The sequence below is a fragment of the Paenibacillus sp. tmac-D7 genome (assembly GCF_006519665.1).
GTDB lineage: Bacteria > Bacillota > Bacilli > Paenibacillales > NBRC-103111 > Paenibacillus_G > Paenibacillus_G validus.
On the sequence record NZ_VIDW01000015.1, the window covers coordinates 14,249 to 39,538 of the forward strand.

Sequence of the window (25,290 nt, forward strand, 5' to 3'; positions counted from 1 at the left end):
TTAGTAGTAATAGCGCGGGGGCTGCTGCAGCTCCGCCCGCTTCTGCAAGTAACGGAAAAATGCCGTTGCCGCTGCCGCCCGCGTGACTTCTTCGTCCGGACTAAAGCTGCCGTCCGTCAGCGACATGATGTTCAAGCCGACGACGATGGCGACTTGACCGATATGCTTCAGCTTGGCTGCATCCGCGATATTGGCGTTAAATACCGCCTCGTATTCGGCCAAGTTTTTGTAGCCGAGCGCGCGAACGATCAGCTGCGCCATTTCTTCCCGCGTCATGATCGCGTTCGGGTTGAACTCGGCTCCCGGGTCGAGGAGTCCGCGGTCTACGGCATTCTCGACGTACGCGAAGTAGGTCGAGCCGTTCTTCACATCGGCGAAGGAGGCCGTCCGGTCGCTCGCGTAATAAATGCCGTAATTGCCGCCGTTCATGGCAATGACGAGCATTTTGATCATTTCCCCGCGGGTCATCGCCTGCTGCGGGTTCACTTTGCCGTCTTTGACGTCGAGTGCTTGATAGTCGAGCATCAATTGAAGCTCTCGCTGCGCCCAGTGGCCCTCGATATCCGTAGCGACCGCTTTCTCCAGCGTAATCGGCTCGCCCGTCGTAGCGCTGCGCCATTGGCCGGTTTGCGCATCCAGGAAGAACGGCTCCCTTGTATACTTCGGCACCAGGCCGTACACCAGCTTTGCTTCCGGCGCTATGTCCGTACCCGAGCCTGGCTGCATACCCGGCGAAATCTCGCCGGAGGCTACCATCAGCTTGTATTTATCCGCCAGGCCGCTCGACAGATAAGGAGTAATCCCTTGATCAAGCACGTACGACAGTTCGATATCGTATTGCGAGAACAGCAGCTCCTTTGCCTTATCGAGGGCGATCACATCCGGCTTGTGCTGCGGATAAGGCCTTTCGCTGAAAGAGAAGTAGTAGTTGACGATATCGCCCGTTTCCCGGTCGATGCTGATGTTCACACCCTCTCCGCCGGCAGCGACGCCGTCAATGACGCGGTTAAAGCGCACGTCCCAAGTACGCATGTTCTTCAGCCGTTCTTCGGGAATTTGCTTCAAGACGCCCGCATCCAGCACGAGCTGATGGGTATAAGCAGGCAGCTGCTGCTTCACCAGCTCCACCGCTTTGGACGAAGCGTCCTCCGCCGATACTTTCGGTTCGATCGGTTTGGACGACTCCATGTACAGGTTCCGGTTAAAGTTCCTGATTTCGCCGGTATGGCTGTTCACGCTCGCCCAGACCATATTCTCGCCCTTGCCCAGCGTATCTTTGTCCGGGGCCAGGTTCCAGCGCAAGTTCCAATTGGCTTCGGTTTTGCCCGTTTCCGGGTTCGTATACTCATTATAAGAAGCATCCTCCAGCTTCGCATCCTGCGGCAGCTTGAAGACGCTCAAGACTTTCCCTGCCGCTTCTTCCTTGGACAAATTGAGGCTTGCAGACGGCGCATCCCCAAGTGGCTGGTCCGTCAACGGTTTCCGTTCTCCAGAGGAGATCAGCGGCAAATCGCTGGGGCTCCACGGTTCGCCCTTCGCCGCAGCCAAGAAAAACGTACTCATCCCATACGAGATCAGCGGCTTCTTCTCACCGCGGGATTCGTACGGCACTTGATACGAGAGGCTCACATCCGCTTTGTCGCGGAACGCTTGAGCCGCCTTCTCCAAGCCAATCGGAGTTACGCCCTGCTCGAACTTCACGGCATCGGTCCACGAATAGCTGTAACCGGTTACCTGGCCTTCTCCGTTCACGGACACTTGAATGCCATCCTGCGGAAAAGGCACGTCCCCGACGAGACGATCGAAGCGGATATTGTACTGATAATCGCCGTTCAACGGCGGGCGGAACGATTGTTCTTGGCGGTCGTTGTAACGAAGCTCCTTCCGGTCTGCCGGGTTCAGCTTATCGATCCATTGGGACGCGATTTCCTTCGCACCTTGGAAGTTCACTTTCGGCGGGTAACTCGGTTTGTAATTCGGATCGTTGTTATAGAAAGAGTACCCTGTCAGTTTGCCGGTTAACCCGTTGATCGTGATGTTGATGCTGCCGTAATCGTGATCTTTCGATCTCTTGGCGTAGTACAGATTCCAAGTCGGAACCGGTTTCTGCCGGAACACCGCGTAAGCATTCAGGTTAACCGATTGCAGCGCATACCCTTCGGGAAGGTCGATGTACGATTTGGCCAATTCGATGGCCCGTTCTTTCGTAATGTTCACGTTGCTTGGCAGCGTCTCTTCCTTGCCTTTCGCCGGTGCGCCGACGCTGCTTGACGGAGATGCCGCTTCGTCCGCCCAGGCAAGCGGAGCATAGGTAAGAAGGAGTGCGGAGGCGACGGCGATCGAGCTGGCTTTTTTGATCAGTTTCAAGCGAATCTTCCTCTCCTTATGAAGGCTTATCAATCCACTATATTGACGCCCTCACCATGGAAAAAGTTGCCGAAGCGACGCGCCGATGCATAAAAAAATACGTTCAGCGGGCGCAGGGCTCACGCTTGCTTGAAATTTCCCGGGCTAATCGCTATAACTGTATATAGACCCTACCGGGCCTTGAAGGAGATTAGACCATGACGCGAAAGTTGTTGACCGGCCTTCTGGTCGCTGTAATACTCATCAGCCTGCTTGAGCTGTGGGGAACGAATCCGAAGCAGACGTACCGCGATCAAGTCGCCGTACTGATGTACCACCACGTACACGACACGGACCAAAGCTCAAGCACCGTCAGCAGCGCTCTGTTTCGCGACCAGCTGTCGTATTTAAAAAAACAAGGCTACACCTTCATCTCGCTCTCCGAATTCATCCGATTTTACGAAGGGGCCCCCGTGCCCGAGAAGGCGGTGCTCGTTACGTTCGACGACGGGTACAGAAGCTTCTATGACTATGCGTTTCCGATTCTAAAAGAACTCGATATCCCCGCGGTTAATTTTATCGTCACGCAGGATTTGGCTGCTCCCGACGACCCCTCGATTCCGGCGCTGAGCCGGGAAAATATCCGCGAGCTGCTCGGCTACCGGGCCGGGATGTTCGACGTACAGTGTCACTCTAACGCGCTGCATTATAAAGCAGGACGTGAAGGAGCGTTGACCGGCCGGCTCGAAACAGGCGGCGGTCCGGAGAACGAAGCGCAGTATATCGAGAGGGTAAGCCAGGACAGCCAAGCATGCGCGCAGCGGCTGCAAGAGCTGTACGGCAGCCCGGACGCAGCCAAGGCGTATGCCTATCCGTTCGGCATTTTCTCGGATACGGCCAAGTCTCTTATACGGGACGCCGGATTCCGGTACGCGTTCACGATCGTCAGCGAGATGGCGACGCGCAGCTCCAATCCCATGGAAATCCCGCGCATCAATGCGGGCAACCCGAGCATCAAGCCGGAGCATCTGGATAAGCAAATTCAATTGCGGGTCGAACGCGTCCATAAACCGGCAGGGGCTCGATCCGTCCCTGTACAATAGCGGAACTAACGTTCGCTATTCCCACGGAATGAGCCGTACTTAACAAAAATAGCGGAACGGTGATACCTTATTGTTCCAAAAGTCAGGGCTCAAGGCCCGTTTTGGCGGCGAATAAGATACCTCTGTTCCGCTATTTCGATTTAGCTGCCTGATTCCAGCCAAATGCAGATACCGGCGTTCCGCCAATTCCGGCGAAAGCCAGCGATGCGAGCTGCACGCACCGGGTTTCGCAGCGGCGGCATGCGCCGCACTGCTGCGCCCGGCTAGACGTCACCGTACCCGGCGCGCTCAACCGCGCAGCGCGAACGCCTCCGCGAGCAGCTCGTAGGAGCGCAGCCGGGCTTGCGGATCGGCCGTGACGGTGACGACGATGAGCTCGTTCACCCCGTACTCCTCGCTGAACGCAAGCATACGCGCTTTCGCCTGCTTGGGATCGCCGACGATCATCCGGTTTCGGTTCACTTGGATGCGCAGCCGGTCCCACTCCGTGTACGGGTAGGCGACGGCCTCCTCGCAGGTCGGGAACGGCCGCTGAAATTGGCCCTGCTCGCGCAGCAGGATCGACAGATCGAGCGGCACAGCGATCCGCTCCGCTTCCTCTTCGGTATCGGCGCAGATGACCATCACGCATACATTCGCGCGGGGAGCGCGGCCGAGCGGCCCCGGCCGGTAATCGGCGAAATAACGCCGCATCGCCTCATGGCCGCCGTCGCCGTTAATGAAATGGGCGAACGAGAACGCCGCCCCAAGCTCGGCCGCGCGTTCCGCGCTGAAGCCGCTCGAGCCGAGCAGCCAAATGTCGGGCGCCGTCTCCACCAGCGGAGCCGCGCGCACGCCCTCGAACCGGTGGCCGGGCTCCAGCCGGTCGCTTAAAAATCCGGCCAAGTCGCGCAACGTCTCGCCGAACAGCTCATCCCGCTCCTTCGGCCGCCCGTAGCGCAGCGCCTGCGAAGCGATCGGCATCCCGCCGGGGGCCCGGCCGATGCCGAGATCGACGCGGCCGGGATACAGCGCTTCAAGGACGCGGAAATTTTCCGCGACCTTGAACGGGCTGTAGTGCGGCAGCAGCACGCCGGCCGAGCCGATGCGGATGCGCGACGTGTGCGCACCGAGCGCCGCGAGCAGCACCTCCGGCGATGAGCCGGCCAGTCGCGACGTGTCGTGATGCTCCGACACCCAGAAGCGCGAGTAGCCCCAGCGCTCAGTCTGTTTCGCCAATTCGACGGTATGCCGAATCGCGTCGCCCGCCTGATAGCCGGGGAACACCGGCGATTGATCCAATATGCCCAGCTTCAACATCGCAGCCGTCTCCTCTCGCAGCGCCAACCTTTAGCGGTTGTCGACTTTTTCCGGATACAAGTCGTGGTTCAGCAGCCGATGCTCGGCCATCTGCTCGTATTTGGTGCCGGGGCGGCCATAATTGCAGTACGGATCGATTGAAATGCCCCCGCGCGGCGTAAATTTGCCCCATACTTCGATGTATTTCGGGTCCATCAGCTTGATCAGATCGTTCATGATGATGTTCATGCAGTCCTCGTGGAAATCGCCATGGTTGCGGAAGCTGAACAAGTACAGCTTCAGCGACTTGCTCTCAACCATCCGAATATCGGGGATATAGCTAATATAGATCGTCGCGAAATCCGGCTGGCCCGTAATCGGGCACAGACTGGTGAACTCCGGACAGTTAAACTTCACAAAATAGTCCCGGTAAGGATGTTTATTATCGAAGGACTCGAGCATTTGCGGCGCATACTCCATCGGGTATTTCGTTTTCTCGTTGCCGAGCAGCGTCAAGTCCAGTTCGTCTTCTTTCCTGCCTGCCATAGTAAGTGTCTCCTTTCGCAATCGCACGCTGGGTACGAGTCCCATTATATCGCATTGTCTATGAAAAAACACGCCGGAGCGCCGCCTCCCCCGCCTTCTCCTGCGGGAAAAACGGCACCCTGCCGCGTCTGTGCCCGGGCTCGCGAGCTGCCGGTTTGACGGCGGAATAACGATTTCGATAATATGGAAGCATATGACAAAATAAACCTGGAGGTACACGTTCCATGAATGCCGTCATTCAGCTGCTGCAAAGCCACCGTTCCATCCGCAAATTCAAAGACATTCCACTGCGAAAGGAACAGCTCGAGGCGATCGTGACCTCGGCCCAGATGGCGTCGTCATCCAGCAACGTGCAAGCATACAGCATCGTCGCGGTGTCCGATCCGGATAAAAAACAAACGCTCGCCCGCCTCGCCGGCAATCAAACGTACGTGGCGCATAACGGCATGTTCCTGGTCTTCTGCGCCGACCTGAACCGGCTGCAGATCGCCACAGCGCAGCACGGCGAGCCGTTCCATCAGAACGCCGAAAGCTTCATCGTCGCCACCGTCGACGCCGCGCTCGCCGCGCAAAATGCCGCCGTAGCCGCCGAATCGCTCGGCCTCGGCGTCTGTTACATCGGCGGCATCCGCAACGCGCCCGATGAAGTCAGCCGGCTGCTCGAGCTGCCGCAGCTGGTCTATCCGATCTTCGGGCTGTGCATCGGCGTCCCCGATCAGGAGCCGACGATTCGCCCCCGGCTGCCGCTTGCAGGCCTGCTGCACGAGAACGCCTATAGCGACGAAGCCGTCCGCAGCGGCATAGAGGCTTACGACCGCACGATGCACGAATATTACAAAGTACGTACGCAAGGCCGGACGTTAACGAACTGGTCGCGCGGCATTGCGGACAAGTACCGGAAGCCGGTGCGGGCGCACATTCGGCCGTTTTTGGAGGGACAAGGGTTTCGGCTCGATTAACGGTTCCGTACGATTCAGCGTTTGCGGTCCATGTACTTCAGCGCCTCCCGGGCGCTGAGCGGAGAGAGCGCCGTCTCGGCCACGAAGCGGCGCACCGCAGTCTCGTCTGTTTTGGAATACTCGCGCAGCGCCCAGCCGATCGCCTTGCGGATGAAAAACTCCTTCGAATCGGCGCACTGCCGGATTAACCGGAATAACAACTCCGCGTCCGTACCGGACTTGTACCGGAGCTGAAACAGAAGCGCCGTGCGCTGCAGCCACATCGAATCGGAGTTTATCCACCTGTCCGCATAGGTCTCGATCAGATCGGGACGTCTGCTCAGGATGGCGCCTACCGCATGGCCGGCCAACAGATCGACCGTATCCCACCACGGCTTCGTTACAATCAGCTCTTCAAGCAGCGCGAGGTGCTCCGCGGACAAGGTCCGCTCCCGCTTGTCCAGCAGCACCAGGGCCGCGTACTGGAACTCCCGCTCCGGCAGACGCCATAGCATGCGCAATGTTTCCTGCAGCCGGTCCCCGACGGGAATTCCATGCTCCTTGATTAATTCGCGCATCAGCTGCTTTAGCTCCGGCGACCGAATGCCCAGAAAAGCGAACTGATCCCGCATATAGGCCCGCATCGGTCCCGCCTTTTCCTCATCGGCATACGGCCTTAACCAAGCCTCCAGCTTATCCGTATAAATCCGGGGCTCCAGCACCGCCGACTTCTCTTTCGTCGTCATGTTCTTCAACCCTTTTTAGTCTAAATGTACGCCACCTCGACAACTTCGGCAAGAGACGCGGATCGATCCGTTGAATCGCCGGACGCTGAGCGGTACAATAGAAGGATTCGGGCACAAGGACCGGAACCTTTGGAGAACCGGTTCCGTCTAACAGATATCATCACTTGCGAAAGAAGGAATTATCATCATGCGAAATGCTCGACCCACCTGGTATACGGTGGGCGCACTCGCCTGCCTGCTGGTTATCGCTTCCGGCTGCGGCGATGCGTCTTCCCAGAACGCGGCGGGACAAACCGCCGTTCCGACAACGCCCCCTGCTTCGGAAGCGCCGAATTCCGGCGCAAACGGCACGAATCCGCAAGCATCGGGCGGCGACGCCGGGACGAAGCCCGTCCAGCCGGCAGCACCGGCGCCAGGGACAGACAGTACGAACACAAAGCCGGACCCCAAAGGGGCAAGCGGCAGCTCGACTGCACCCGGCGCTTCCAAGGGCGAGGCCGTTCAAGTGGTCGCTAAGCCTGCGGAGATCGCTGTGCTCGTCAACAAAACCTCCAAGCTGCCGGAAGACTACAAGCCGCAGGATCTGGTCGATCCGAACGTGCCTTTTACGTTCAAGGAAAAGCTGGAGAAACGCAAAATGCGCAAGGAAGCGGCCGCTGCCCTGGAGAAACTGTTCCAGGCCGCTAAGGATGCCGGACTACCGCTGGCCGGTGTATCCGCCTACCGTTCGCACGAAACGCAAACGGCCCTCTACAACAACTACGTGAAGCAGGAAGGGGAAGAAAAGGCGAACAAGTACAGCGCCAAGCCCGGCCACAGCGAGCACGAAACGGGGCTGGCCATCGACGTTGCCGGCAGCAACGGCAAATGTCCGGCCCAAGACTGCTTCGGCGCGACCCAAGAAGCCAAATGGCTGGCGGAGCATGCCCACGAATACGGCTTCATCATCCGCTACCCGAAAGGCAAGGAAGCCATTACCGGCTACCAGTACGAGCCGTGGCATTTGCGTTATGTCGGCGTGGATCTCGCCAAGGATATCGTGAAGCAAGGGCTGACGCTGGAGGAGTACACAGCCAAGGGCGTACCGGTGAACAAGGCAAAGTAACGCTTGCTGCGAGGCCCGGTGCTGTATAGCCCGTGTTTGCAAGGCCCGTGCTTGCAAGCGCGGGCTCGGGGCGCTGTACAGGACGCTTGCTTGGAGACATCCGGTTGCGCCTGCAGCCTGACTCTCGAGATTACACCCGGAATTGGCCGATCAGGGCGGACAACCGGCCGGACATCGTATGCAGCACCTCGGCCGATGAAACCACCTCCTCCATCGAGGCGTACTGCTCCTCTACGCTCGCTGAGACATCCTGCGTATGGGCTACGGCCCTTTCGGCAATCGTCTGTACCTGCCGCACCTTGTCTACGACGCTGTGCGATTGCCGCACGACGTGCCCGGACTGATCGCCCGCTTCTCCGATGCAGAGCGCCGCTTCTTCGACGGACTGCTGGATGCGGTGAAACGCGTCGCCTGCGTGCCGCACGACGTCCATACCGGTTTCCACCTCGCGCAACCCCGTTTGCGTCGAGGCGATAACCCGGTCCTTCTCTTGCGAAATGCCTGCTATCATCTCCACAACCTTGCCGGCTGCGGCGGACGTCTGAACGGCCAGCTTACGCACTTCTTCCGCGACGACCGCGAAGCCTTTGCCCGCTTCGCCGGCTCGCGCCGATTCGATCGATGCGTTCAGCGCCAGCATGTTCGTTTGCTTCGCGATGGCGGCGATCGCTTCGTTCACCTTCATGATCTCCATCGTCCGGCTGCCTAACCGCGAGACGCCTTCGGCCATGACGGTCATCGTGCTGCGGATCGAGTCCATTTGCCCGCTTACGGTGGCGATGGCTTGTCTGCCCCCGGCCGCGGTTGTAAGGGCGGCCGACGATTTGGCATCCGCCGTTGTTGTCGCACCGGCGATGTGATCGACGGAACGCGACATCGTTTCCATCAAAGAGACACTTTCGTTGACGGATTGCATCTGCTCCGACGTGCCGGTTGCGATATCCCCGACGATCTCCGTGATCCGCTCAAGCGAATGGCTGACCTGCTCCGAGCTGCCGCTCAGCCGCTCAGCAGCGCCCGCCACCTCTTCCGCATGCTCGGTCAGCTCCATGACCATGGTCCGCAGCTCCGCTTTCATTCCATTAAAGGCCGACGCCAGCTTGCCTATCTCGTCGCAGCTTGTCACTTGGATATCGGAAACCGTCAAATCGCGGGACGCGATAGCTGCGGCCGCCTGCGCCATAGCGCGAAGCGGCTTGACGATAAAGCGCGAGAGCAGAAATCCGGCCGCTATAGCGAACGCCAACGCAGCGGCGCTTACCCCGATCAGCGAGCGGATCGTCTTCGCAACCAACTGCTCGTTCGCCGCTTGCTTCCCCGTCATCAGCTGCTGCTCGATCTGTTGAATGCGCGTCGAGGATTGGGTCAACGTTTCCGACAACGGGATCGACCACATTAACGCTTCCGTCCTCGCAAGCCCCGGCTCACCCCGGTTGAGGTAATCCGTAATTTTCTGCGTCAAACGGGCGAACGTGGCGTTCGCTTCGGCCAGCTTCCGCACCTCGCTCCGCTCTTCATCGGTTTCCGACAGCTGCTCGAGCTGCGCGATCGATTCCGACAACTTCGCATTCACGGTTGCAAGAACCTGTTCTTTCTCCTTCGACGGATCGACCAACAGGCCGAACAGCAGCGAGTTTTGCCGTTCCGTCTGTTCGCGGATGCCCCCGACCTGCTCAAGAACGGCTAGTCCCCTGTCGATCAAGGACTTGTAGGAGCCTTGCATCTGCTTTAAGAATAAGAATGAAAACAAGCTGTTCAAAGTAACGAGCAACGAAATGACGATAAAAACACCAACCACTTTTTGTCTCAACGTCATGCTGACAGCGCCCCCTTTACGGTCATGTCGGATATGCCGGCACACCCTCACCGCCAACCGCTATTGTTAAAAAAGCTGCCAGTTTCTCGCTGGCAGCCTCTGTCCATCATTATTTCTTAGCCAAGTATTTGCGGATGTCGAAAGCGACCGCCGCGACGATGATTAAGCCTTTAATAATCAATTGCCAGTAAGGACTCACTCCGACGAAGGTCAAGCCGTAGTTGATGACCCCGAAGATCAGCACGCCGGCCAGCACGCCCGGCACCGTACCGATCCCGCCAGCCGTCGATACGCCCCCGACAACGCATGCCGCAATGGCGTCAAGCTCATACATGTTCCCGTAGTTGTTCGTCGCGCCGCCGGTTCGCGCCGCTTCGAGAACCCCGCCGAGGCCGTACAGCGCACCTGCGATCGCGTAGATGTAGATCAGGTTGCGTGCAACGTTAATCCCGGATACGGTCGCCGCCTGCACGTTGCCGCCGATGGCGTACATGTTTTTGCCCAGCCGTGTTTTATTGAAAATAACCCACACGATAAGCGACACGATGACCGCGATAATGACAATGTAAGGAATGGAGTACGGCCCGTTAGGCCCGACAAACCCGGATCCGATGTCCGTAAAATCTTTGCGCAACCCTGCAATCGGCTGCGATTCGTTCGGTTTCATATCGAAGTAAATCGAGTTGACGCCGTATACGATGACCATCGTGCCTAAGGTGGCAATGAACGGCGGCACATTGAGCTTCGCCACCACCCAGCCGTTGATAAGCCCGACGATCAAGCCTGCGAGAATGCCGAACACAATCGGAAGCCCTACCCACAGCTCAGGCAGGTCGGGGAAGAAGCGTCTCGGGTAATCGCTGATCTGCAGCATCGAGGCCGACAACACCGCCGATAAACCGACGACGCGTCCGGAGGACAAGTCGGTGCCGCCCGTAATCAGGATGAAGGCGGCCCCTAGAGCGATAATGGCCCGCGTCGAGTTTTGCAGCAAAATATCCCGGAGAATATCGACGGACAAAAAGCGCGGATCTTTAAAGGCAATCCCGACCACCAGCAGGATCAACACGATGTAAATGGCGTTTTGGGTGACGAACCCGGTTAGTTTTTTTGTATCCATGTTCCTATTCCCTCCGTTAACCCAGGTGCTTGGCAGCCAGGCGCATGATTTCTTCTTCGGTCGCTTTAGCACCGTCTATAATGCCGGACAGACGTCCGTCAGACATGACCATGATCCGGTCCGACATCCCGAGCAGTTCGGGCATCTCCGAAGAAATCATGATGATACTTTTGCCCTGCTTGGCCAGATCGGCAATGATCGAGTAAATTTCGAACTTCGCACCGACGTCGATGCCGCGAGTCGGTTCGTCCAGCATCAAAATTTCAGGTTCGGTAAGCAGCCAACGTGCAAGCAGCACCTTTTGCTGATTGCCGCCCGATAAATTTTTGATCAGCGTCTTGTAATTCGGGGTTTTGACCCGCAGCTTCCCGATATTTTGATCCGTATCGATCCGGGCTTTATGATCATTGACCAGCTTCAACGGATTCAAATAGCGGTCCAGGTTGGCGATGATCGTGTTCTCTTTAATGTTCAGCACCGGAAAAATCCCGGTCACCCGGCGTTCTTCCGTGAGCAGCGCGATCTTGTGCTTCTTCGCGTCGATCGGCGTCTTGATCTTCACTTTCTTCCCGTGGATGTGGATCTCGCCCGAAGCGACCGTGCGCAGACCGAACAACGCTTCGATCAGCTCCGTCCGCTGGGCGCCCACCAATCCGCCGACACCGAGCACCTCGCCTTTGCGCAGCTCGAACGATACGTCGCGGAACGATTTGGGGTGCGGGCTCGTCAGCCCGTCTACCTTCATCAGCACGTCGCCCGGCGTATTATGCCGTTCCGGGAAGCGTTGACTGAGATCGCGTCCGACCATTCGCTGAATGATCAGGTCGGTCGTCAGCTCTTTGGCCTCCCAAGTGCCGATCAGCCTGCCGTCGCGCATGATCGTGACATCGTCGGAAATCCGCAAAATCTCCTCCATTTTGTGAGAGATATAAATAATGGAGACGCCGCGACTGCGCAATTGATGAATGATCTTAAATAATTGCTCGACCTCGTTGCCGGTCAGGGAAGATGTCGGCTCATCCATGACAATGACTTTGGATCGGAAGGAAACGGCCTTGGCGATTTCGAGCGATTGGATTTTCGACACGGACAGCTCGCGAACGATCGTGTACGGATCGATATCCATGTCCAGGTCTTGAAAAAGCTTGACGGTATCTTCATACATTTTCTTATGATCGACTATTTTGAACGGCCCGAAGCCTTTCACCGGAAACCGGCCGAGCCAGATGTTTTCCATCACATTGCGGAACGGAACGGGATGCAGCTCTTGATGAATCATGGAGACTCCCATACTCAGCGCATCCTTCGAATGGTTAATGCTCACTTGACGGCCTTCCAGGATGATGTCGCCGCCGTCCGGCTTATAGATGCCGAATAAACATTTCATCAGCGTCGATTTACCCGCGCCGTTCTCCCCCATCAGCGCGTGAACCGTACCCGGGCGCACCTTGAGGGTGACCCCGTCCAGCGCCTTCACGCCGGGAAATTCTTTCGTAATTTGATTCATCTCAAGCAAATAACGGGTTTCCGTCATTGATTAACGCCTCCTTGCGCCTGAAACGCCTCGCCCTCTGACATTCAGAGGCTTATGAGGGAAATAACATGGAAAAGGGCAAGGGCTTAAGCATGCATTCTCCCTTGCCCCTGCCCCGATTTCTACGCTGTCTTATTTCGCGTCGTTCATGTTTTCTTTTGTAATTTTTTTATAAGGAACCCATACGTATTTGCCGTCTGTGAGCTCATAACCGATGTTGTCTTTGGATGGCGTTTGGCCGGAAGCTAACACTTGCGCCAGATTGAGCGTCGCTTTACCCTGGTTTTTCGCGTCGTTCAATACGGTTCCAAGCATCGTGCCGTCTTCAAGCGCTTTCAGCGCAGGAGCCGTCGCGTCTACGCCGACAACCGGAATGTATTTGTTGTCTTTGAAGTACCCTTTCGCCTTCAATGCTTCGATCGCGCCGAGCGCCATGTCGTCGTTGTTCGCGAAGACCGCTTCAATTTTATCGCCATGGGACGCGAGGAACGCGGCCATTTTCTCCTGACCTTTTACACGATCCCACATCGCCGTGTCTTCCGCGAGCTTCTCGACCTTGATGCCGGCGTCTTCGACCGCTTTCACGGAGAACTTCGTGCGCAGCTCGGCGTCCTGGTGACCCGGCTCGCCTTTCAGCATGACGTATTGAAGCGCGCCGTCTTTGTTTTTATCCGCTTCCGGATGGGATTTGAAGTAGTCTACGACCAATTGGCCGGACATCGTACCGGACTGCTCCGCTTTCGCGCCGACATAATAGACTTTATCCCATTTCTTCATATCGTCGGCCAGCGGCTCGCGGTTGAAGAAGACGACCGGAATGTTCGCGCCTTTCGCTTTGTCGATAATGACGCCCGCTGCCGTACGGTCAACGGCGTTGATCGCCAGACCGTTTACTTTTTTCGTGATGAACAGGTCGACTTTATCGTTTTGCGTCGGCTGCGAGTTTTGGCTGTCTACGATGTCGACCTTCGCTTTGCCTTCGGCTGCTGCGGAAATGGCGTTCCGAACGCCGGTCATGAACGTATCGTCAAATTTGTAGATCGCGACGCCGATCGTCGGCTGAGCTGCCGCCGCTCCGCCGGAGCTAGAGCTAGCCGCCGGCGCAGCGCCTGTGTTCGCCCCGGTTTTGCCCGAAGAGCCGCAACCTGCAACCGTTGCCGCCAGAGCAGCTGCGACTACCATGGATACCACTTTTTTGTTCATTGTCTAAAGACCTCCCATTTACTTGTTTGAATGGAATGTGCTGCTTACATGTTCATTATGGTAGATTTATTTCGATTTTCCCATGCAAAATTCTCATGTGTTCTATCGAAATTCTCATGTGTTTAACCTTTGGCTTACATTGGTTTGAAAGCTTTTCGTTTGTTATCGGGAAAATGGTGCGACATATAAAATCATCCTATTCGGAGTATATGTTTCCTCGACATTCGAGCATAGACCAATTGATAGGAGATACACACCCAATGCTTCCCTTCTCTGACTCGAACACGATATTTGAACCCCTTATCCTTAACGTAAAAAGCGGCATTATAGTAGTCATATATCCATTGGCGGAGCGGATTAAAGAAACTCCAATACACGTTGGTAAAATCGACTACAATACGGTCTATGGAAACTTTGACTCCTTGCATGTTCAGCCCCCCGACCGGAAATTTTTTTAACGAATTTCCGTCTATTAGTTAGAGGGCAAGGCCTGATCAAAGATCATGATTAGCTGAATTTGCTTGGCTTCGTCCTCCCCCTGTAACCGTTAAGTCCTTTTGAACATTTTTCGATAATTAGGAATGAACATTTCGCTGGTAAATGACCGTGGCTTGACATGGAGCCTCTGTGGGCATGATTCATTGCAAAAGCGGCGTCCCCACTGGGTTTTGCCTTGCCAAAGCAGGCTATCATGCCCACCACTCCATGTAAAGCCACTGGAAAATAGTGTTCAAAATTATTTATCGCTCATTGTTCATTGCTATTTAACGGTTACACCCCCGCCCGATGCGGTGCATGGTGCGTTGGGGTGTCGGTTGTCCCAATACATAAAAAGAAAACCACAATACGAGGGTTTATTCGCATTGTGGCTAATTGCTTCTTATTTCAAATCTCGTCTCTCGTAATTATTGTTTCTCACCCATACAGCGGTTAATTTTTCAACTACCTCATTTTCATTCATTTGACCCACTATGCCAATTTCTGAATACAGTCTCTGAAATTCTTCTTTAAGAATTAAAGCTGAATATTGTTTATCGTTCACCCACTTTTCATCAATTAAAATTCTTACCGCAGATATTGGATAGGGTAGTTCGTGATTTATTAGGTATAACCAAACTCTCATGCCATACCTAATTTCAAGAGGTTTTGAAAATTCCTCTTTATTTTGGACGGACACCTCAATATAACGACTTCCTTCTTCCACTTGGTTATTTATGATTTTGAGTTCTTTGTCTTTTAGTAAGTCCTCAAAAATTCCAATGTATTTATTCTTGACCTTCACTTCAACATTACCAATCTTTGACAAGTCGCTCTTCAATCTTGTTTCGGTTATTTTCGTACCAGGCTTAGCCAACCCGTTAAAGATGTAAATTACAAATGCTGAGATAATCAAAAGAATACTTATAACAAGGATACTTTTGCGTTTAATTGCCACGGCGTACCACCTTTCTATGGCTTTATCCACTGCCAAATAGCATTAAATGTTTTAGTTAAGTTTGTTACTCCATTATCATCTTTATCTTGGGAAAAATAATCAGCATGATTACCAATAATATCTATTCTTTGGCGATTAGCAGGGGCGTATTTATCAGAATCTAGTCCTAAAAATCCTCCTGCCCATGTGCCAAGTCGAGGCACAGGGTCCAAAAAATCATACAAATAAGAAACTCGTTCTTGGAATGATGGGGAAATTCTTACTTTTGGCGAGCCTATTTGAACAACTTGCTTCACAGTATACCCATCTACTTTTTCAGCAACTTTTGCACCATGGTATCCAGCAACTCCCCCACCACTATGACCAATGAAAACAAGTTCACCACCTGCAAAATAGTCCTTGACTTTTTTTCTGACCTCTTGTCCACCTATCGAAGATTGAGCGTCATCCTCAGCAAGCATCATGTCGTGACGAACATCTAACATTTGACCTGCCATATTGGCTGAATTATCTACGTAAGGGAAAATCGCCTTTACAAATACATCCTTCCCCACAGCAATATATTGGTCTATAACTTTCTGCTTTAAGTCATCAAAAAAGTCCTGACTTGTCTCAATTCCTGCAACCACAAATATGGTGTAGTCACAATTTTGCTCACAATACTTATGTCCACTGGGGTCAATATACTTCAATGGATTATTCTCCACATACGTATACAAATTCAACGTTAGCGGATTCCACATGTCCCCTTTATACGTATCCTTATTAATAAACCGCCCCATACTCGGATCATACCAGCACGCTCTGAGGTACTGCAAGCTTGTTGTACTATCCCATAACTCTCCACTGTACCTAAAAGGTTGCGGAATGCTCTCGCTTTGCGAAACGTTATTCCCCCAGATATCGTAAGCGTAGTGGTTTAGCCGTGCACCTGTATGGTCACGTAATTCGACGACGTCTCCATGGCCGTTATTCAGATAATACGCAGTGCCTAGTGCATCCTGTCTGGCTATCAGTCCATTGCCTCGGATATACCTAGCCTTAAGAAATGCTGCTCCATTAGCCGTAGCGGTTCCTTCGGCAACCAATTGGCTGCCATCCCAATAATATCTCGTCGTCACCCCGTTCTCGGTCCGCTCCCACAGCAAGCCGTCACCGTTACACTTGTAAGATACCGTGGGGCCATCCTTACGGACAACTTGGGTTAGTCGGTCCCGTTTATCATACGTGTAAGCAGCATCCGGACTTCGAAAGGATGCTCCGTCTTCATGCCCGTCCGATTCCCCCGTGAAACGTAATCGTAAGTCTCGTTAAACTGTGAGGACGTGGATATGCGACTTAAGGGATCATAGGTAAACGAACTCGCCCGCCCCCGCTACATGCGTACCATGGCCGTTGTCATCCTCGTAGGAAGCCCCGTTCCCGACAAAAGACACGCCTCCCGTTACTCTTAAATCTTCATGCCGCAAGGCAATACCCGTATCCAGCACAGCTACTTTAACGCCTTTACCCTTATATCCCAAGTTCCATGCGTAAGTGGCTTGTACGACATTGACACCCCAATCCACGGTCTGTGCGGCAGCATAAAGCTCAATGTCCGGCTCAACCGATTGAATCTGGGGATTTCTCTTTAAGCTCTCGATTTCTTTCTTGGAGACGGTAACGCCTAGTGAACGAAGATGCTTACTATCCCGCCTTATCTTACCTTTGGCCTTCGTAATTAAGGCTTTATCAGGCTTGTCCTTAAAGGTTACATTTATTTGTTGTTCGGTATCGTCATCATTCTTTTTGTGAACCGAAACGGCGGGCGCCTGTTTCGGCTCCTTGCTATCGAACCATCCGGTTAATTCAGGGCCTCCTGCTTGTTCCTGATCTATGTACTCTCTAATATTAGGAAGTTTTGTTGAATATTGTCGAAGCCAATAAAAAAACCTAAAGCCTGCGCTCTAAACAGAGTCGCAAGCTCCAGGCTTCCCGCTAAGTTACTTCACAAACGGGAACAGCAGCTTCTGATTATCCGACCAGAACATGTTGTTCTGGTCAATGACCGTCGTGCCTGTGTCGTAACGAGCAGGCACCTTCTTGCTCCCGCCGAGCAAGTCGACCGCATACTTGACGCCCAGATAGCCCATGCTGAACGGATTCTGGATGATCGTCGCCTGAATGACGCCCTCCTGGAGGTATTCGATATCCTCCAGGGTGCTGTCGAACGTGACGACCTTGACCTTACCCTGCAGCCCGAGCCGCTCGATCTCCTCGGCGACGCCGATCGAGGACACGGCGTGCAGCGCCACGATCCCGTCGACCGGCTCGGCGGATTGCACGAGCTGCCGGGCATGCTCGCCGCACAACCGCTGATCGGAGTAGCAATACGTCTTATCGGCGATCCGGATATCCGGATGCTGCGCCAGCGACTCCAGCACGCCGCGTTCGCGCTCGGCCGCATTCCTTGCATCCGGCTTGTAGCTGACGAGCGCCACGCGGCCCTTCCCGCCGAGCAGCTCGGCCAGCTTTTTCCCCGCTTTGCGGCCTGCTTCGTAGTGGTTGATGCCGATGAACGCCTCCGTCTTACCGGTCTCAACCTCCGTGTCGATCGCGATGACCGGCATCCGCTGCGCAGCGGCGCGTTTCACGGGCTCGGCCAAGGCGGCGCCGTCGTTAGCCGCAAGCACGAGCGCGTCGCGTTTGAAGTTAATCGCTTCTTCCACGTACTTCACCTGCCCCGCCACGTCTTCCTCTTGCACCGGGGCCTCGACAATCAGCTCGACGTTGAACTCTTTGGCGGCCGCTTCCGCCCCCGTGCGCACCGTTCGCCAGAAGTCGCTGTGCTGCGTCTTGAGCACCAGCGCCACTTGCTTCTTCGCCTCCGCGATATGCGGCTGCGTCGTCTCTTTGCTGCAGGAAGCGAGCAGCAGCGTCATGACGGCCAGCGTCAGCGCCGCCGTCCACCAGCGCCAACGCAGCTTCTTGCTCCGGTTCATACGCCCGCCCCCTCTCGCCCCGAGTCGAACGGGATCCACAGTGTGACCGTCGTTCCGACCTCCAGCTTGCTCTCGATCTCCAGACCGTAGCTTTCGCCAAAATGCAGCCGGATCCGCTCATGCACGTTCTTTACCCCGACGCCCGAGCCCTCATCGCTCCTGGCATCGCCGGAGAGCAGCCGCTCCAGCTTGTCCGGCGGAATGCCCGGCCCGTTATCGCGGACCTGAAGCCGTACCCGGCTGCCAAGCCGTTCCGCGGCGATCTCGATCAGCCCGTCGTCGACCATAATCTCCATGGCATGGTAGATGGCGTTCTCGACAATCGGCTGCAGGATAAGCTTCAGCGTCGGGACGGCCAACACCTCGTCGTCCGCCTCGATCACGAAGTCGAACTTGCGCTTGTAGCGCATTTTCTGAATGATAAGGTAATGGCGCACATGCTCCAGCTCATCCTGCACGGGAATAATATGCTTGCCCTTGCTGAGACTGATTCGGAAAAACTTGGACAAAGACGTAATCATCGTGATCACTTCTTCGCTCTTGCCGCTGCCTGCCATGCGCACAACCGAATTCAATGTATTATAGAGGAAATGCGGGTTAATCTGGGCTTGCAGCACCTCAAGCTCCCCCTTGCGCTTCGCTTCCTGCTCGTGGATGATTTGACCCATCAGCTCGCGAATGCGTACCACCATGAAATTAAAGCGGCGCGACAAGCGGCCGACCTCGTCCTCGCCCTGCACCTCCAGATGAATGTCGAAGTCCCCCTGCTCGACCTTGCGCATCGAACGTTCCAGCCGCTTGATCGGCATCGAGATGCGGGCCGACATGAAGGCCGAAATGAGCAGCACGAACACGATAACGAACAGCAGCAGCCACGAAATGAACGTGCCGATCTCTTTGCGCGTCGTCACGATTTCGTCCATATACGAGACGCCGATAATTTTCCAGCCGATGTTGTTTACCGTCTTGATGGTAATGAGACGCTTCTCGCCGCTGGAGGAATCGACATAATTGCCGAACGTATACTTGAGCGCCTGCTCCACGTTCTCGTACTTCAACCCGGCGTAGATCAGCTGCTGCTGCGGGTGGTATACGATATTGCCCGCCGAATCGTCAATGATGTACACGTATCCTTTCTTGCCCAGGCTGACGCGGCGCAGCAAGTCGTCGATGGTCCGAAAGTTGACGTCCACCAGCAGCACGGCGTTATACGTGCGGCCCTCGCGGTTGATCTTGATGCCTTTGCTCATCGACACGACCCATTTGTATTCGCCTTTATACAAGTTCTGTACGTGCGGGAGCGAGAAGGTCAGGTGGTTCGGGTTTTCCAGCGCCGCCCGAAACCAGCTTTGCTCGGTCAACCGGGTATTGGCGCGCATCGGCGAGGCGGGCAGGCCGTTAATCAACGTCCCATCCTCGCCGAACAAGCCCATCGACACGACATCGCTGCGCGTTTCGAGAATCGTGCCGATCTGCTCCAGCAGCCGTTCGTTCGACACGGCGTCGCCGGCTCGAACCTTACTATCGACCTTCTCGAACACCTGCGCCATATTTTGCAAATAAATCTCGAGATTATATTTGACCTGCTCCACAATCTGCTCATTGCTGAGGAACGCGTTCTGTTCGGCCGTCCCGGAAAACTTGTTGTACAGAATGCCGCTGACGACGATCATCACGAGCAGCGTAATCAGCGTGAACGAAGCCGTGATGATGAACTGGATGCTCTTGCCCCTCCACGTATCGAGCAGCTTGCGCCGCCAGCGTCCGGCTTTCATGAAGCGCCCTCCGACGAGGCGCCGCGGTATTCCTTCGGCGAAACCCCGACGTGCTTGCGGAAGCTGAAGCTGAAATAGTTCGGCTCCGTATAGCCGACCTTCTCGGCGATTTCGAATGCCTTCAGATCGGTCGTGCGCAGCAGCTCCTTGGCCGCCTCCATGCGAATGTGCATCAGGTAGGCGCCGAACGTCATTTTCGCTTCTTTCTTGAAAATGCTGCTGAAGTAGCCTGCGCTAATATGCAGATGGCCGCACACCTTGTTAATGGAAATATCGCTTTCGTGAAAGTGGTTCAACGTATATTCCTTCGCCTGATCGACCAGCGACTTGTACGTGCACTGCCGGTCGGATGCTATGGCCTGCACGAGGCGCGTGCACAGCCCGACGACCCAGCTCTTCGCTTCCTGCAGCTCGGCGAACCGGTGCAGCTCCGCCAGCGGCATGAAGTCCGCTCCGAAGATCGCGTCGAGGTCCGCCCGCGCGTCTTTGGCCGCCTTCAGAATCGCCGTCAAGATTTCCATCAGGTAAATCTGGTAATCCTTCACCGACACCTGCAGATCGACGATGCCTTCGAACAGGCTGTCCACGGTTTCTTGCATTTCCTGCGTCGTCCCGACCTTCAGGCAGCGGATCAACGCGTGCTCCTTCAACTCGTCAAATCGCAGCTTTTCCACAAAACGAGTCTCCACGTCGTCGATGCTGATCAGCCGGTTGCCTCCGAGAATAAGCCGGTAGTCAAGCGCCAGCTCCGCATCCTGATGCGAGTAGGACAAATCGGTCACATCGCAGCAAACCGTACCGATGCCGATCGTCACGGTAAATTTTAAATATTTTTCGATGCTTTGACGTACTTCTTCCATGATCGTAAGCGTTTTCTTTATAGCCGGTTCGTTGGCCTCGTCCCGGTGAATTGTAATCGCCACCAGCTGTCCGTTGTGCAAAAAGACGAGTCCGAGGTTGTGCTTGTCGGCAATTTCCTCCGTCACGTTCAGGGCAGCGAACGCTTTTAGCTCCATATCGTTGGAAAAACGCAGCGATTCGGCCGATTGTCCGGCCCCCGGCTCCTCTTCCCCCGGTTTATCGAGGCTGATGACCGAGACGACATACGAGTCGCCATCCAGCTCGATTTGATAGTTTCGGCACTTCTCCTCAATCTGGCGGCGCGGCAGCTTGCGCGTGACCAGCGATGACAGAAATACTTCGCGCAGTACCGGCAGGCTTTGACGGTAATGCTCCTGCAGCGTCAGCATGTTCTTCTTGCGCTCGGTCTCCTCATCGATCTGCTCCTTGATTTTGACCAGCACGTCGATCAGTTCCTGAGCAGAGAACGGCTTCAGCACATACTCGTCGATCTGCAGCTTAATCGCCTTCTGGGCATACTCGAACTCATCGAAGCCGGTGAGGATGATCACCTTCGTCGTCGGGTACCGCTCGCGAATCCATTCGGACAGCTGCAGGCCGTCCATGAACGGCATCTTGATATCCGTCACCACGACGTCCGGCACCCACCGTTCGATCAATTCCATCGCGTCCTTGCCGTTCTCCGCCGTGTCCGCCACCTCGAAGCCGTATCGCGCCCAGTCGATTTCCTGCACGATCCCTTCTCGGACGTCTTCTTCGTCTTCTGCCAAAATCAGCTTGTACATCGTCCGGTCCCCCATATCCTCACATTTGTGTAATCAATGTACCAGAAAAAAAAACCGTTTGGAAGTAGGAAACTGAAGGGGAAAGCCGCGGTTTGGACGTCTATGAAGAAGGCCGGCCGGCCCGGAACGCATAGCCGTTTCGCAAGAGGCATGCGGGACGGTTATCATGAGGTTTCGGACAAGGGCATAAATTGGATAAAAAGCATGATTTCATGTCGGGAGGAAACTACACTGTTGAACTTATGGGAAATTTTCGTTGCCATCGTGCTAGGCATTGTAGAAGGGTTGACCGAGTTCGCTCCGATTTCGTCGACCGGGCATATGATCATCGTGGACGACCTGCTGTTCCGCTCGAAGGAGCTGTTCTCGCCCCCGGTGGCCAACACCTTCAAGGTCGTCATTCAGCTAGGCTCGATTATGGCTGTCGTTGTCGTATTTAAAGACCGATTCCTGAACCTGCTCGGATTGAAAAAAAATATAACGGTCGACCAAAGACTCGGCGATAGACTGAAGCTGGGACAGATCATCGTCGGACTGCTGCCTTTCGGCGTGCTCGGCCTGATTTTCGAGGATGTGATCGATACGTATTTGTTTTCGGTGCAGACCGTCATGATCGGCCTGATGGGCGGAGCCGTTCTGATGATAGCGGCGGACGGGTTCCGTCCTAAACGCCCGACCACGGAGACGGTCGATCAGATGAGCTACAAGCAAGCGTTGTACATGGGGCTGTTTCAATGCTTCGCGCTGTGTCCCGGCTTCTCGCGGATGGGTTCGACGCTCTCGGGCGGCGTGCTGCTCGGCATGAGCCATCGGGCGGCTTCCGATTTCTCCTTCATGATGGCCGTGCCGGTTATGATGGGGGCCAGCGCCGTATCGCTGTTGAAAAACTGGGAGTACATGACGGCGGGTGCGCTGCCGTTTTTCATAGCCGGATTTATGAGCGCCTTTCTGTTCGCCCTCGTGTCGATCCGTTTCTTTCTGAGAATCATTCAGCGGGTCAAGCTTGTGCCGTTCGCCATCTACCGCATCCTACTGGCAGCGCTCATCTGGTTACTTTATTTCTAGGGTCATGACGGCCAACGAAGCGCAAAGCGGCCGATCACTCGATACGAATGTGCAGGTTTCATTCAACTTCATCATTTCTTCATCAAACCCTCATGAAGCGATCATGACTTGACGATCCCCCGGGGGGTATAATGGTCGAAAAGATACACCAATGAACTGCAAGAATAGCAGAAGAGTGGAGGAACTCGTCATGCACAAAGCGATTATTATCGGTACTGGCCCTGCCGGCTTAACGGCGGCCATTTATTTGGCTCGCGCCAATTTAAATCCCCTTGTCATTGAAGGTCCCGAGCCGGGCGGTCAATTGACCACAACGACGGAAGTTGAAAACTTCCCGGGCTTTCCAGAAGGCATCATGGGCCCGGAACTGATGGCTAATATGCGTAAGCAAGCCGAACGGTTCGGCGCCGAATTCAAGACCGGCTGGGTGAACAGCGTCGACACGTCGCAGCGCCCCTTCAAGCTGAACGTTGAAGGCATGGGCGAACTGGTGGCGGAGAGCCTGATCATCTCCACCGGCGCATCGGCCAAGCTGCTCGGCATTACGAACGAGAAGGAAAGCATCGGTCGCGGCGTCAGCACGTGCGCCACTTGCGACGGCTTTTTCTTCCGCGGCAAAAAAATTATCGTGGTCGGCGGCGGCGACTCCGCCATGGAAGAAGCGAACTTCCTGACCCGTTTCGCGTCTGAAGTGACGCTGGTGCATCGCCGCAGCGAGCTGCGCGCGTCGAAGATCATGCAGGATCGCGCCAGAGAGAATAGCAAAATCAAATGGAGCTTGAACCGCACGCCGCTGGAAGTCATCTCCGGCGATAAAGGCGTCACCGGCCTTAAAGTGCTGAACAACGAAACCGGCGTCGAAGAAGTGATCGAAACCGACGGTATTTTCGTCGCAATCGGCCATAAGCCGAATACCGGCTTCCTCGCAGGTCAAATCAAAACCGACGAAGTCGGTTACATCCTCGTTAAGCCAGGCACGACGCAAACGAATGTCGAAGGCATTTTCGCCTGTGGCGACGTACAGGACAGCAAATACCGCCAAGCGATTACAGCAGCCGGCAGCGGTTGTATGGCGGCACTGGAGTGCGAGAAATTCCTCGAGGGCCATCTGGCTCACGATTATAGCCTCAGCTTGTAAAACCGAACAGTCCGTCCTCTTTGAAGAGGGCGGGCTGTTTTTTTGTATGCGCTGTGGGGTCAACAAAATCCCAGCACATCCAGACATATCGCGAGCTCCTGCATCATACAGAGAACTAAGCTGTATCTCTAACGGCTGGCGGGGTTGTTTCGGTATACACCATTTTCTGCAGGGGGTGCAGCGCATGTTCGATCGGGAATTATTGAAGAATAAGGTGGTTCTGATCACCGGAGGCGGTACCGGGCTTGGGCGGGCCATGGGGGAGAGATTCCTGGAACTAGGGGCGAAGCTCGCGATTACAAGCCGCCGCGAGGAAGTTTTGGCAAGAGCCGCTGCGGAGATGGGCGTCGGCGGGAAAGAGGTTTATTATAAAAGCTGTGACGTCAGAAATCCCCATCAAATTGAAGAAATGGTAGATGCCGTAGAACGGCGCTTCGGGCGCATCGATGTTCTGATCAATAACGCGGCCGGAAATTTCGCCAGCCCTACGGAGCGGTTGTCCCCGCGTGCTGTGGATGCGGTATTGAACATTGTTCTGCACGGGACCTTCTACATGACGCTGGAGGTCGGAAAAAGGTGGATCGAGCAAGGAACGGGCGGCACGATGTTAAATATCGTCACTACGTATGCTTCCACCGGTTCAGGGTTTGTCGTTCCATCCGCAGCGGCTAAGGCAGGCGTACTGGCGATTACCCGCTCTCTTGCCGTGGAGTGGGCGCATCACGGAATCCGGCAAGCGGCCATTGCGCCGGGACTTTTCCCAACGGATGGAGCCGGGTCCAGACTTGCCCCTACGCCAGAGTTAGCCGAGAAGCTGGTTAACCGGGTGCCGCTGCGGCGGGTGGGCGATCAAGCGGAGCTGGCGAACTTGGCCGCTTATCTGATTTCCGATTATGCCGGTTATTTGAACGGAGAGGTCGTCACAATCGACGGCGGGGAGTGGCTGCAGGGAGCAGGTCAATTCAACGAGCTGCTTGACGTTACGGAAGAGCAGTGGATGCGTTTGGCCGAAATGACCCGTAAAGGCCAATCCTTCGCCCCCGGCCAAAATCAATGACACCGCAGAGTTCCGCCTTTCAAGCGAAAGAAGCCGGCTGCTCGCGGCAGCCGGCTTCTTTCGCATGTTTAAACTTCAATATCAACCACGATACTATCCACGCGTCCGACTTCCCGAATATAAGCGGCGACCGCTTGATGCTCCGGGTTCGGCCCATAGGCTTCGAGCGCGGCACGGTCTTCGAAGCGAACCGACAACACGACTTGATAGCCTTGATTTTTCTCCGAGAAATTCAGGCCTGCTTGAAGATCGACGATTCCCGTCAGATGACTCCGCAGCGCTTTGAACCGTTCCACAACCTCGGTCAACTGCTCCTGGGTCGTAGATTCACTGAATTTAACAAGTACAATATGATCGATCATGGAGTGCACAGGCCCCTTACATCATTGATTTTTCGTTCACTCTACTATATCATGTCCGGTTATCAAAACCAACCAAACCTCATGACTCGCAGCTTG

The 25,290-nt window shown here is 55.1% G+C and carries 20 protein-coding genes and 1 pseudogene; 6 read left to right on the plus strand and 15 right to left on the minus strand.

Annotation, left to right across the window (positions count from 1 at the left end; translation table 11 throughout):
• The gene (locus FKP33_RS12415) at positions 1 to 2,367 is read right to left on the minus strand and encodes an S-layer homology domain-containing protein (RefSeq protein WP_141335255.1); all 2,367 of its coding nucleotides are present in this window, start codon (positions 2,365 to 2,367) and stop codon (positions 1 to 3) included.
• A 197-nt stretch (positions 2,368 to 2,564) separates the two neighbouring features.
• On the opposite strand from FKP33_RS12415, the gene FKP33_RS12420 reads away from it, so the two are divergent.
• Complete coding sequence (locus tag FKP33_RS12420; RefSeq protein WP_141335257.1) at positions 2,565 to 3,449, plus strand: polysaccharide deacetylase family protein; 885 nt, start codon at positions 2,565 to 2,567, stop codon at positions 3,447 to 3,449.
• A gap of 288 nt (positions 3,450 to 3,737) precedes the next feature.
• Here FKP33_RS12420 and FKP33_RS12425 read toward each other — a convergent pair whose 3' ends face one another.
• On the minus strand, positions 3,738 to 4,748 hold the full coding sequence (locus tag FKP33_RS12425; protein WP_141335259.1) for an LLM class flavin-dependent oxidoreductase: 1,011 nt from the start codon (positions 4,746 to 4,748) through the stop codon (positions 3,738 to 3,740).
• 30 nt (positions 4,749 to 4,778) lie between these two features.
• Complete coding sequence (queF, locus tag FKP33_RS12430) at positions 4,779 to 5,273, minus strand: preQ(1) synthase (RefSeq protein WP_054799830.1); 495 nt, start codon at positions 5,271 to 5,273, stop codon at positions 4,779 to 4,781.
• A gap of 224 nt (positions 5,274 to 5,497) precedes the next feature.
• On the opposite strand from queF, the gene nfsA reads away from it, so the two are divergent.
• Complete coding sequence (gene nfsA / locus FKP33_RS12435; protein WP_127607916.1) at positions 5,498 to 6,232, plus strand: oxygen-insensitive NADPH nitroreductase; 735 nt, start codon at positions 5,498 to 5,500, stop codon at positions 6,230 to 6,232.
• Between the two features lie 14 nt (positions 6,233 to 6,246).
• Here nfsA and FKP33_RS12440 read toward each other — a convergent pair whose 3' ends face one another.
• Positions 6,247 to 6,957: a DNA alkylation repair protein gene (locus tag FKP33_RS12440; protein WP_141335261.1), complete on the minus strand. Its 711-nt coding sequence runs from the start codon at positions 6,955 to 6,957 to the stop codon at positions 6,247 to 6,249.
• A 187-nt stretch (positions 6,958 to 7,144) separates the two neighbouring features.
• Between FKP33_RS12440 and FKP33_RS12445 the strand changes: the two genes are divergently transcribed.
• Positions 7,145 to 8,062 (plus strand): M15 family metallopeptidase, encoded by a 918-nt coding sequence (locus FKP33_RS12445; protein ID WP_141335263.1) that lies wholly within the window; start codon positions 7,145 to 7,147, stop codon positions 8,060 to 8,062.
• A gap of 130 nt (positions 8,063 to 8,192) precedes the next feature.
• Here FKP33_RS12445 and FKP33_RS12450 read toward each other — a convergent pair whose 3' ends face one another.
• The 10 genes and pseudogenes from FKP33_RS12450 to FKP33_RS12495 form a co-directional block, all read right to left on the minus strand.
• Positions 8,193 to 9,878 carry a methyl-accepting chemotaxis protein gene (locus FKP33_RS12450; protein WP_141335265.1) on the minus strand — a complete coding sequence of 562 codons (1,686 nt, stop codon included), beginning with the start codon at positions 9,876 to 9,878 and terminating at the stop codon, positions 8,193 to 8,195.
• Positions 9,879 to 9,987: 109 nt separating this feature from the next.
• Complete coding sequence (gene mglC / locus FKP33_RS12455; RefSeq protein WP_127607912.1) at positions 9,988 to 10,998, minus strand: galactose/methyl galactoside ABC transporter permease MglC; 1,011 nt, start codon at positions 10,996 to 10,998, stop codon at positions 9,988 to 9,990.
• A gap of 16 nt (positions 10,999 to 11,014) precedes the next feature.
• Positions 11,015 to 12,532 carry a sugar ABC transporter ATP-binding protein gene (locus FKP33_RS12460; protein WP_054799828.1) on the minus strand — a complete coding sequence of 506 codons (1,518 nt, stop codon included), beginning with the start codon at positions 12,530 to 12,532 and terminating at the stop codon, positions 11,015 to 11,017.
• 132 nt (positions 12,533 to 12,664) lie between these two features.
• Positions 12,665 to 13,735: a galactose ABC transporter substrate-binding protein gene (locus FKP33_RS12465; protein WP_141335266.1), complete on the minus strand. Its 1,071-nt coding sequence runs from the start codon at positions 13,733 to 13,735 to the stop codon at positions 12,665 to 12,667.
• 880 nt (positions 13,736 to 14,615) lie between these two features.
• The gene (locus FKP33_RS12470; RefSeq protein WP_181410132.1) at positions 14,616 to 15,170 is read right to left on the minus strand and encodes a hypothetical protein; all 555 of its coding nucleotides are present in this window, start codon (positions 15,168 to 15,170) and stop codon (positions 14,616 to 14,618) included.
• Positions 15,171 to 15,184: 14 nt separating this feature from the next.
• Positions 15,185 to 16,423, minus strand: a pseudogene (locus FKP33_RS12475) (RHS repeat-associated core domain-containing protein); the annotation flags it as partial.
• A gap of 93 nt (positions 16,424 to 16,516) precedes the next feature.
• Positions 16,517 to 16,738 (minus strand): S8 family serine peptidase, encoded by a 222-nt coding sequence (locus tag FKP33_RS27695; protein WP_181410134.1) that lies wholly within the window; start codon positions 16,736 to 16,738, stop codon positions 16,517 to 16,519.
• Between the two features lie 414 nt (positions 16,739 to 17,152).
• Positions 17,153 to 18,151, minus strand: a complete 999-nt coding sequence (locus FKP33_RS12485; protein ID WP_054797886.1) for a substrate-binding domain-containing protein — start codon at positions 18,149 to 18,151, stop codon at positions 17,153 to 17,155.
• Positions 18,148 to 19,926, minus strand: a complete 1,779-nt coding sequence (locus FKP33_RS12490; RefSeq protein WP_141335274.1) for a histidine kinase — start codon at positions 19,924 to 19,926, stop codon at positions 18,148 to 18,150. The genes FKP33_RS12485 and FKP33_RS12490 overlap by 4 nt, the downstream gene beginning before the upstream one ends.
• Positions 19,923 to 21,572: a response regulator transcription factor gene (locus FKP33_RS12495; RefSeq protein ID WP_141335276.1), complete on the minus strand. Its 1,650-nt coding sequence runs from the start codon at positions 21,570 to 21,572 to the stop codon at positions 19,923 to 19,925. The genes FKP33_RS12490 and FKP33_RS12495 overlap by 4 nt, the downstream gene beginning before the upstream one ends.
• Positions 21,573 to 21,806: 234 nt before the next feature.
• Here FKP33_RS12495 and FKP33_RS12500 point away from each other — a divergent pair, with 234 nt between their 5' ends.
• The 3 genes from FKP33_RS12500 (at position 21,807) to FKP33_RS12510 (ending at position 24,832) form a co-directional block, all read left to right on the plus strand.
• Complete coding sequence (locus FKP33_RS12500) at positions 21,807 to 22,637, plus strand: undecaprenyl-diphosphate phosphatase (RefSeq protein ID WP_127607908.1); 831 nt, start codon at positions 21,807 to 21,809, stop codon at positions 22,635 to 22,637.
• Positions 22,638 to 22,827: 190 nt separating this feature from the next.
• Positions 22,828 to 23,775 (plus strand): thioredoxin-disulfide reductase, encoded by a 948-nt coding sequence (trxB, locus tag FKP33_RS12505; RefSeq protein ID WP_141335278.1) that lies wholly within the window; start codon positions 22,828 to 22,830, stop codon positions 23,773 to 23,775.
• Positions 23,776 to 23,959: 184 nt separating this feature from the next.
• Positions 23,960 to 24,832, plus strand: a complete 873-nt coding sequence (locus FKP33_RS12510) for an SDR family oxidoreductase (protein ID WP_141335280.1) — start codon at positions 23,960 to 23,962, stop codon at positions 24,830 to 24,832.
• A 68-nt stretch (positions 24,833 to 24,900) separates the two neighbouring features.
• Here FKP33_RS12510 and FKP33_RS12515 read toward each other — a convergent pair whose 3' ends face one another.
• The gene (locus FKP33_RS12515; protein ID WP_127607905.1) at positions 24,901 to 25,194 is read right to left on the minus strand and encodes a Dabb family protein; all 294 of its coding nucleotides are present in this window, start codon (positions 25,192 to 25,194) and stop codon (positions 24,901 to 24,903) included.
• Positions 25,195 to 25,290 lie beyond the last annotated feature (96 nt).

Bases quoted from the DNA above. Each gene is read 5' to 3' on its own strand.
- FKP33_RS12510 (WP_141335280.1), top strand. From the start codon at position 23,960: ATGTTCGATCGGGAATTATTGAAGAATAAGGTGGTTCTGATCACCGGA.
- FKP33_RS12440 (WP_141335261.1), bottom strand. From the start codon at position 6,957: ATGACGACGAAAGAGAAGTCGGCGGTGCTGGAGCCCCGGATTTATACG.
- nfsA (WP_127607916.1), top strand. From the start codon at position 5,498: ATGAATGCCGTCATTCAGCTGCTGCAAAGCCACCGTTCCATCCGCAAA.
- FKP33_RS12490 (WP_141335274.1), bottom strand. From the start codon at position 19,926: ATGAAAGCCGGACGCTGGCGGCGCAAGCTGCTCGATACGTGGAGGGGC.
- queF (WP_054799830.1), bottom strand. From the start codon at position 5,273: ATGGCAGGCAGGAAAGAAGACGAACTGGACTTGACGCTGCTCGGCAAC.
- FKP33_RS12460 (WP_054799828.1), bottom strand. From the start codon at position 12,532: ATGACGGAAACCCGTTATTTGCTTGAGATGAATCAAATTACGAAAGAA.
- mglC (WP_127607912.1), bottom strand. From the start codon at position 10,998: ATGGATACAAAAAAACTAACCGGGTTCGTCACCCAAAACGCCATTTAC.
- trxB (WP_141335278.1), top strand. From the start codon at position 22,828: ATGCACAAAGCGATTATTATCGGTACTGGCCCTGCCGGCTTAACGGCG.
- FKP33_RS12445 (WP_141335263.1), top strand. From the start codon at position 7,145: ATGCGAAATGCTCGACCCACCTGGTATACGGTGGGCGCACTCGCCTGC.
- FKP33_RS12465 (WP_141335266.1), bottom strand. From the start codon at position 13,735: ATGAACAAAAAAGTGGTATCCATGGTAGTCGCAGCTGCTCTGGCGGCA.
- FKP33_RS12425 (WP_141335259.1), bottom strand. From the start codon at position 4,748: ATGTTGAAGCTGGGCATATTGGATCAATCGCCGGTGTTCCCCGGCTAT.
- FKP33_RS12485 (WP_054797886.1), bottom strand. From the start codon at position 18,151: ATGAACCGGAGCAAGAAGCTGCGTTGGCGCTGGTGGACGGCGGCGCTG.
- FKP33_RS12515 (WP_127607905.1), bottom strand. From the start codon at position 25,194: ATGATCGATCATATTGTACTTGTTAAATTCAGTGAATCTACGACCCAG.
- FKP33_RS12495 (WP_141335276.1), bottom strand. From the start codon at position 21,572: ATGTACAAGCTGATTTTGGCAGAAGACGAAGAAGACGTCCGAGAAGGG.
- FKP33_RS12450 (WP_141335265.1), bottom strand. From the start codon at position 9,878: ATGACGTTGAGACAAAAAGTGGTTGGTGTTTTTATCGTCATTTCGTTG.
- FKP33_RS12420 (WP_141335257.1), top strand. From the start codon at position 2,565: ATGACGCGAAAGTTGTTGACCGGCCTTCTGGTCGCTGTAATACTCATC.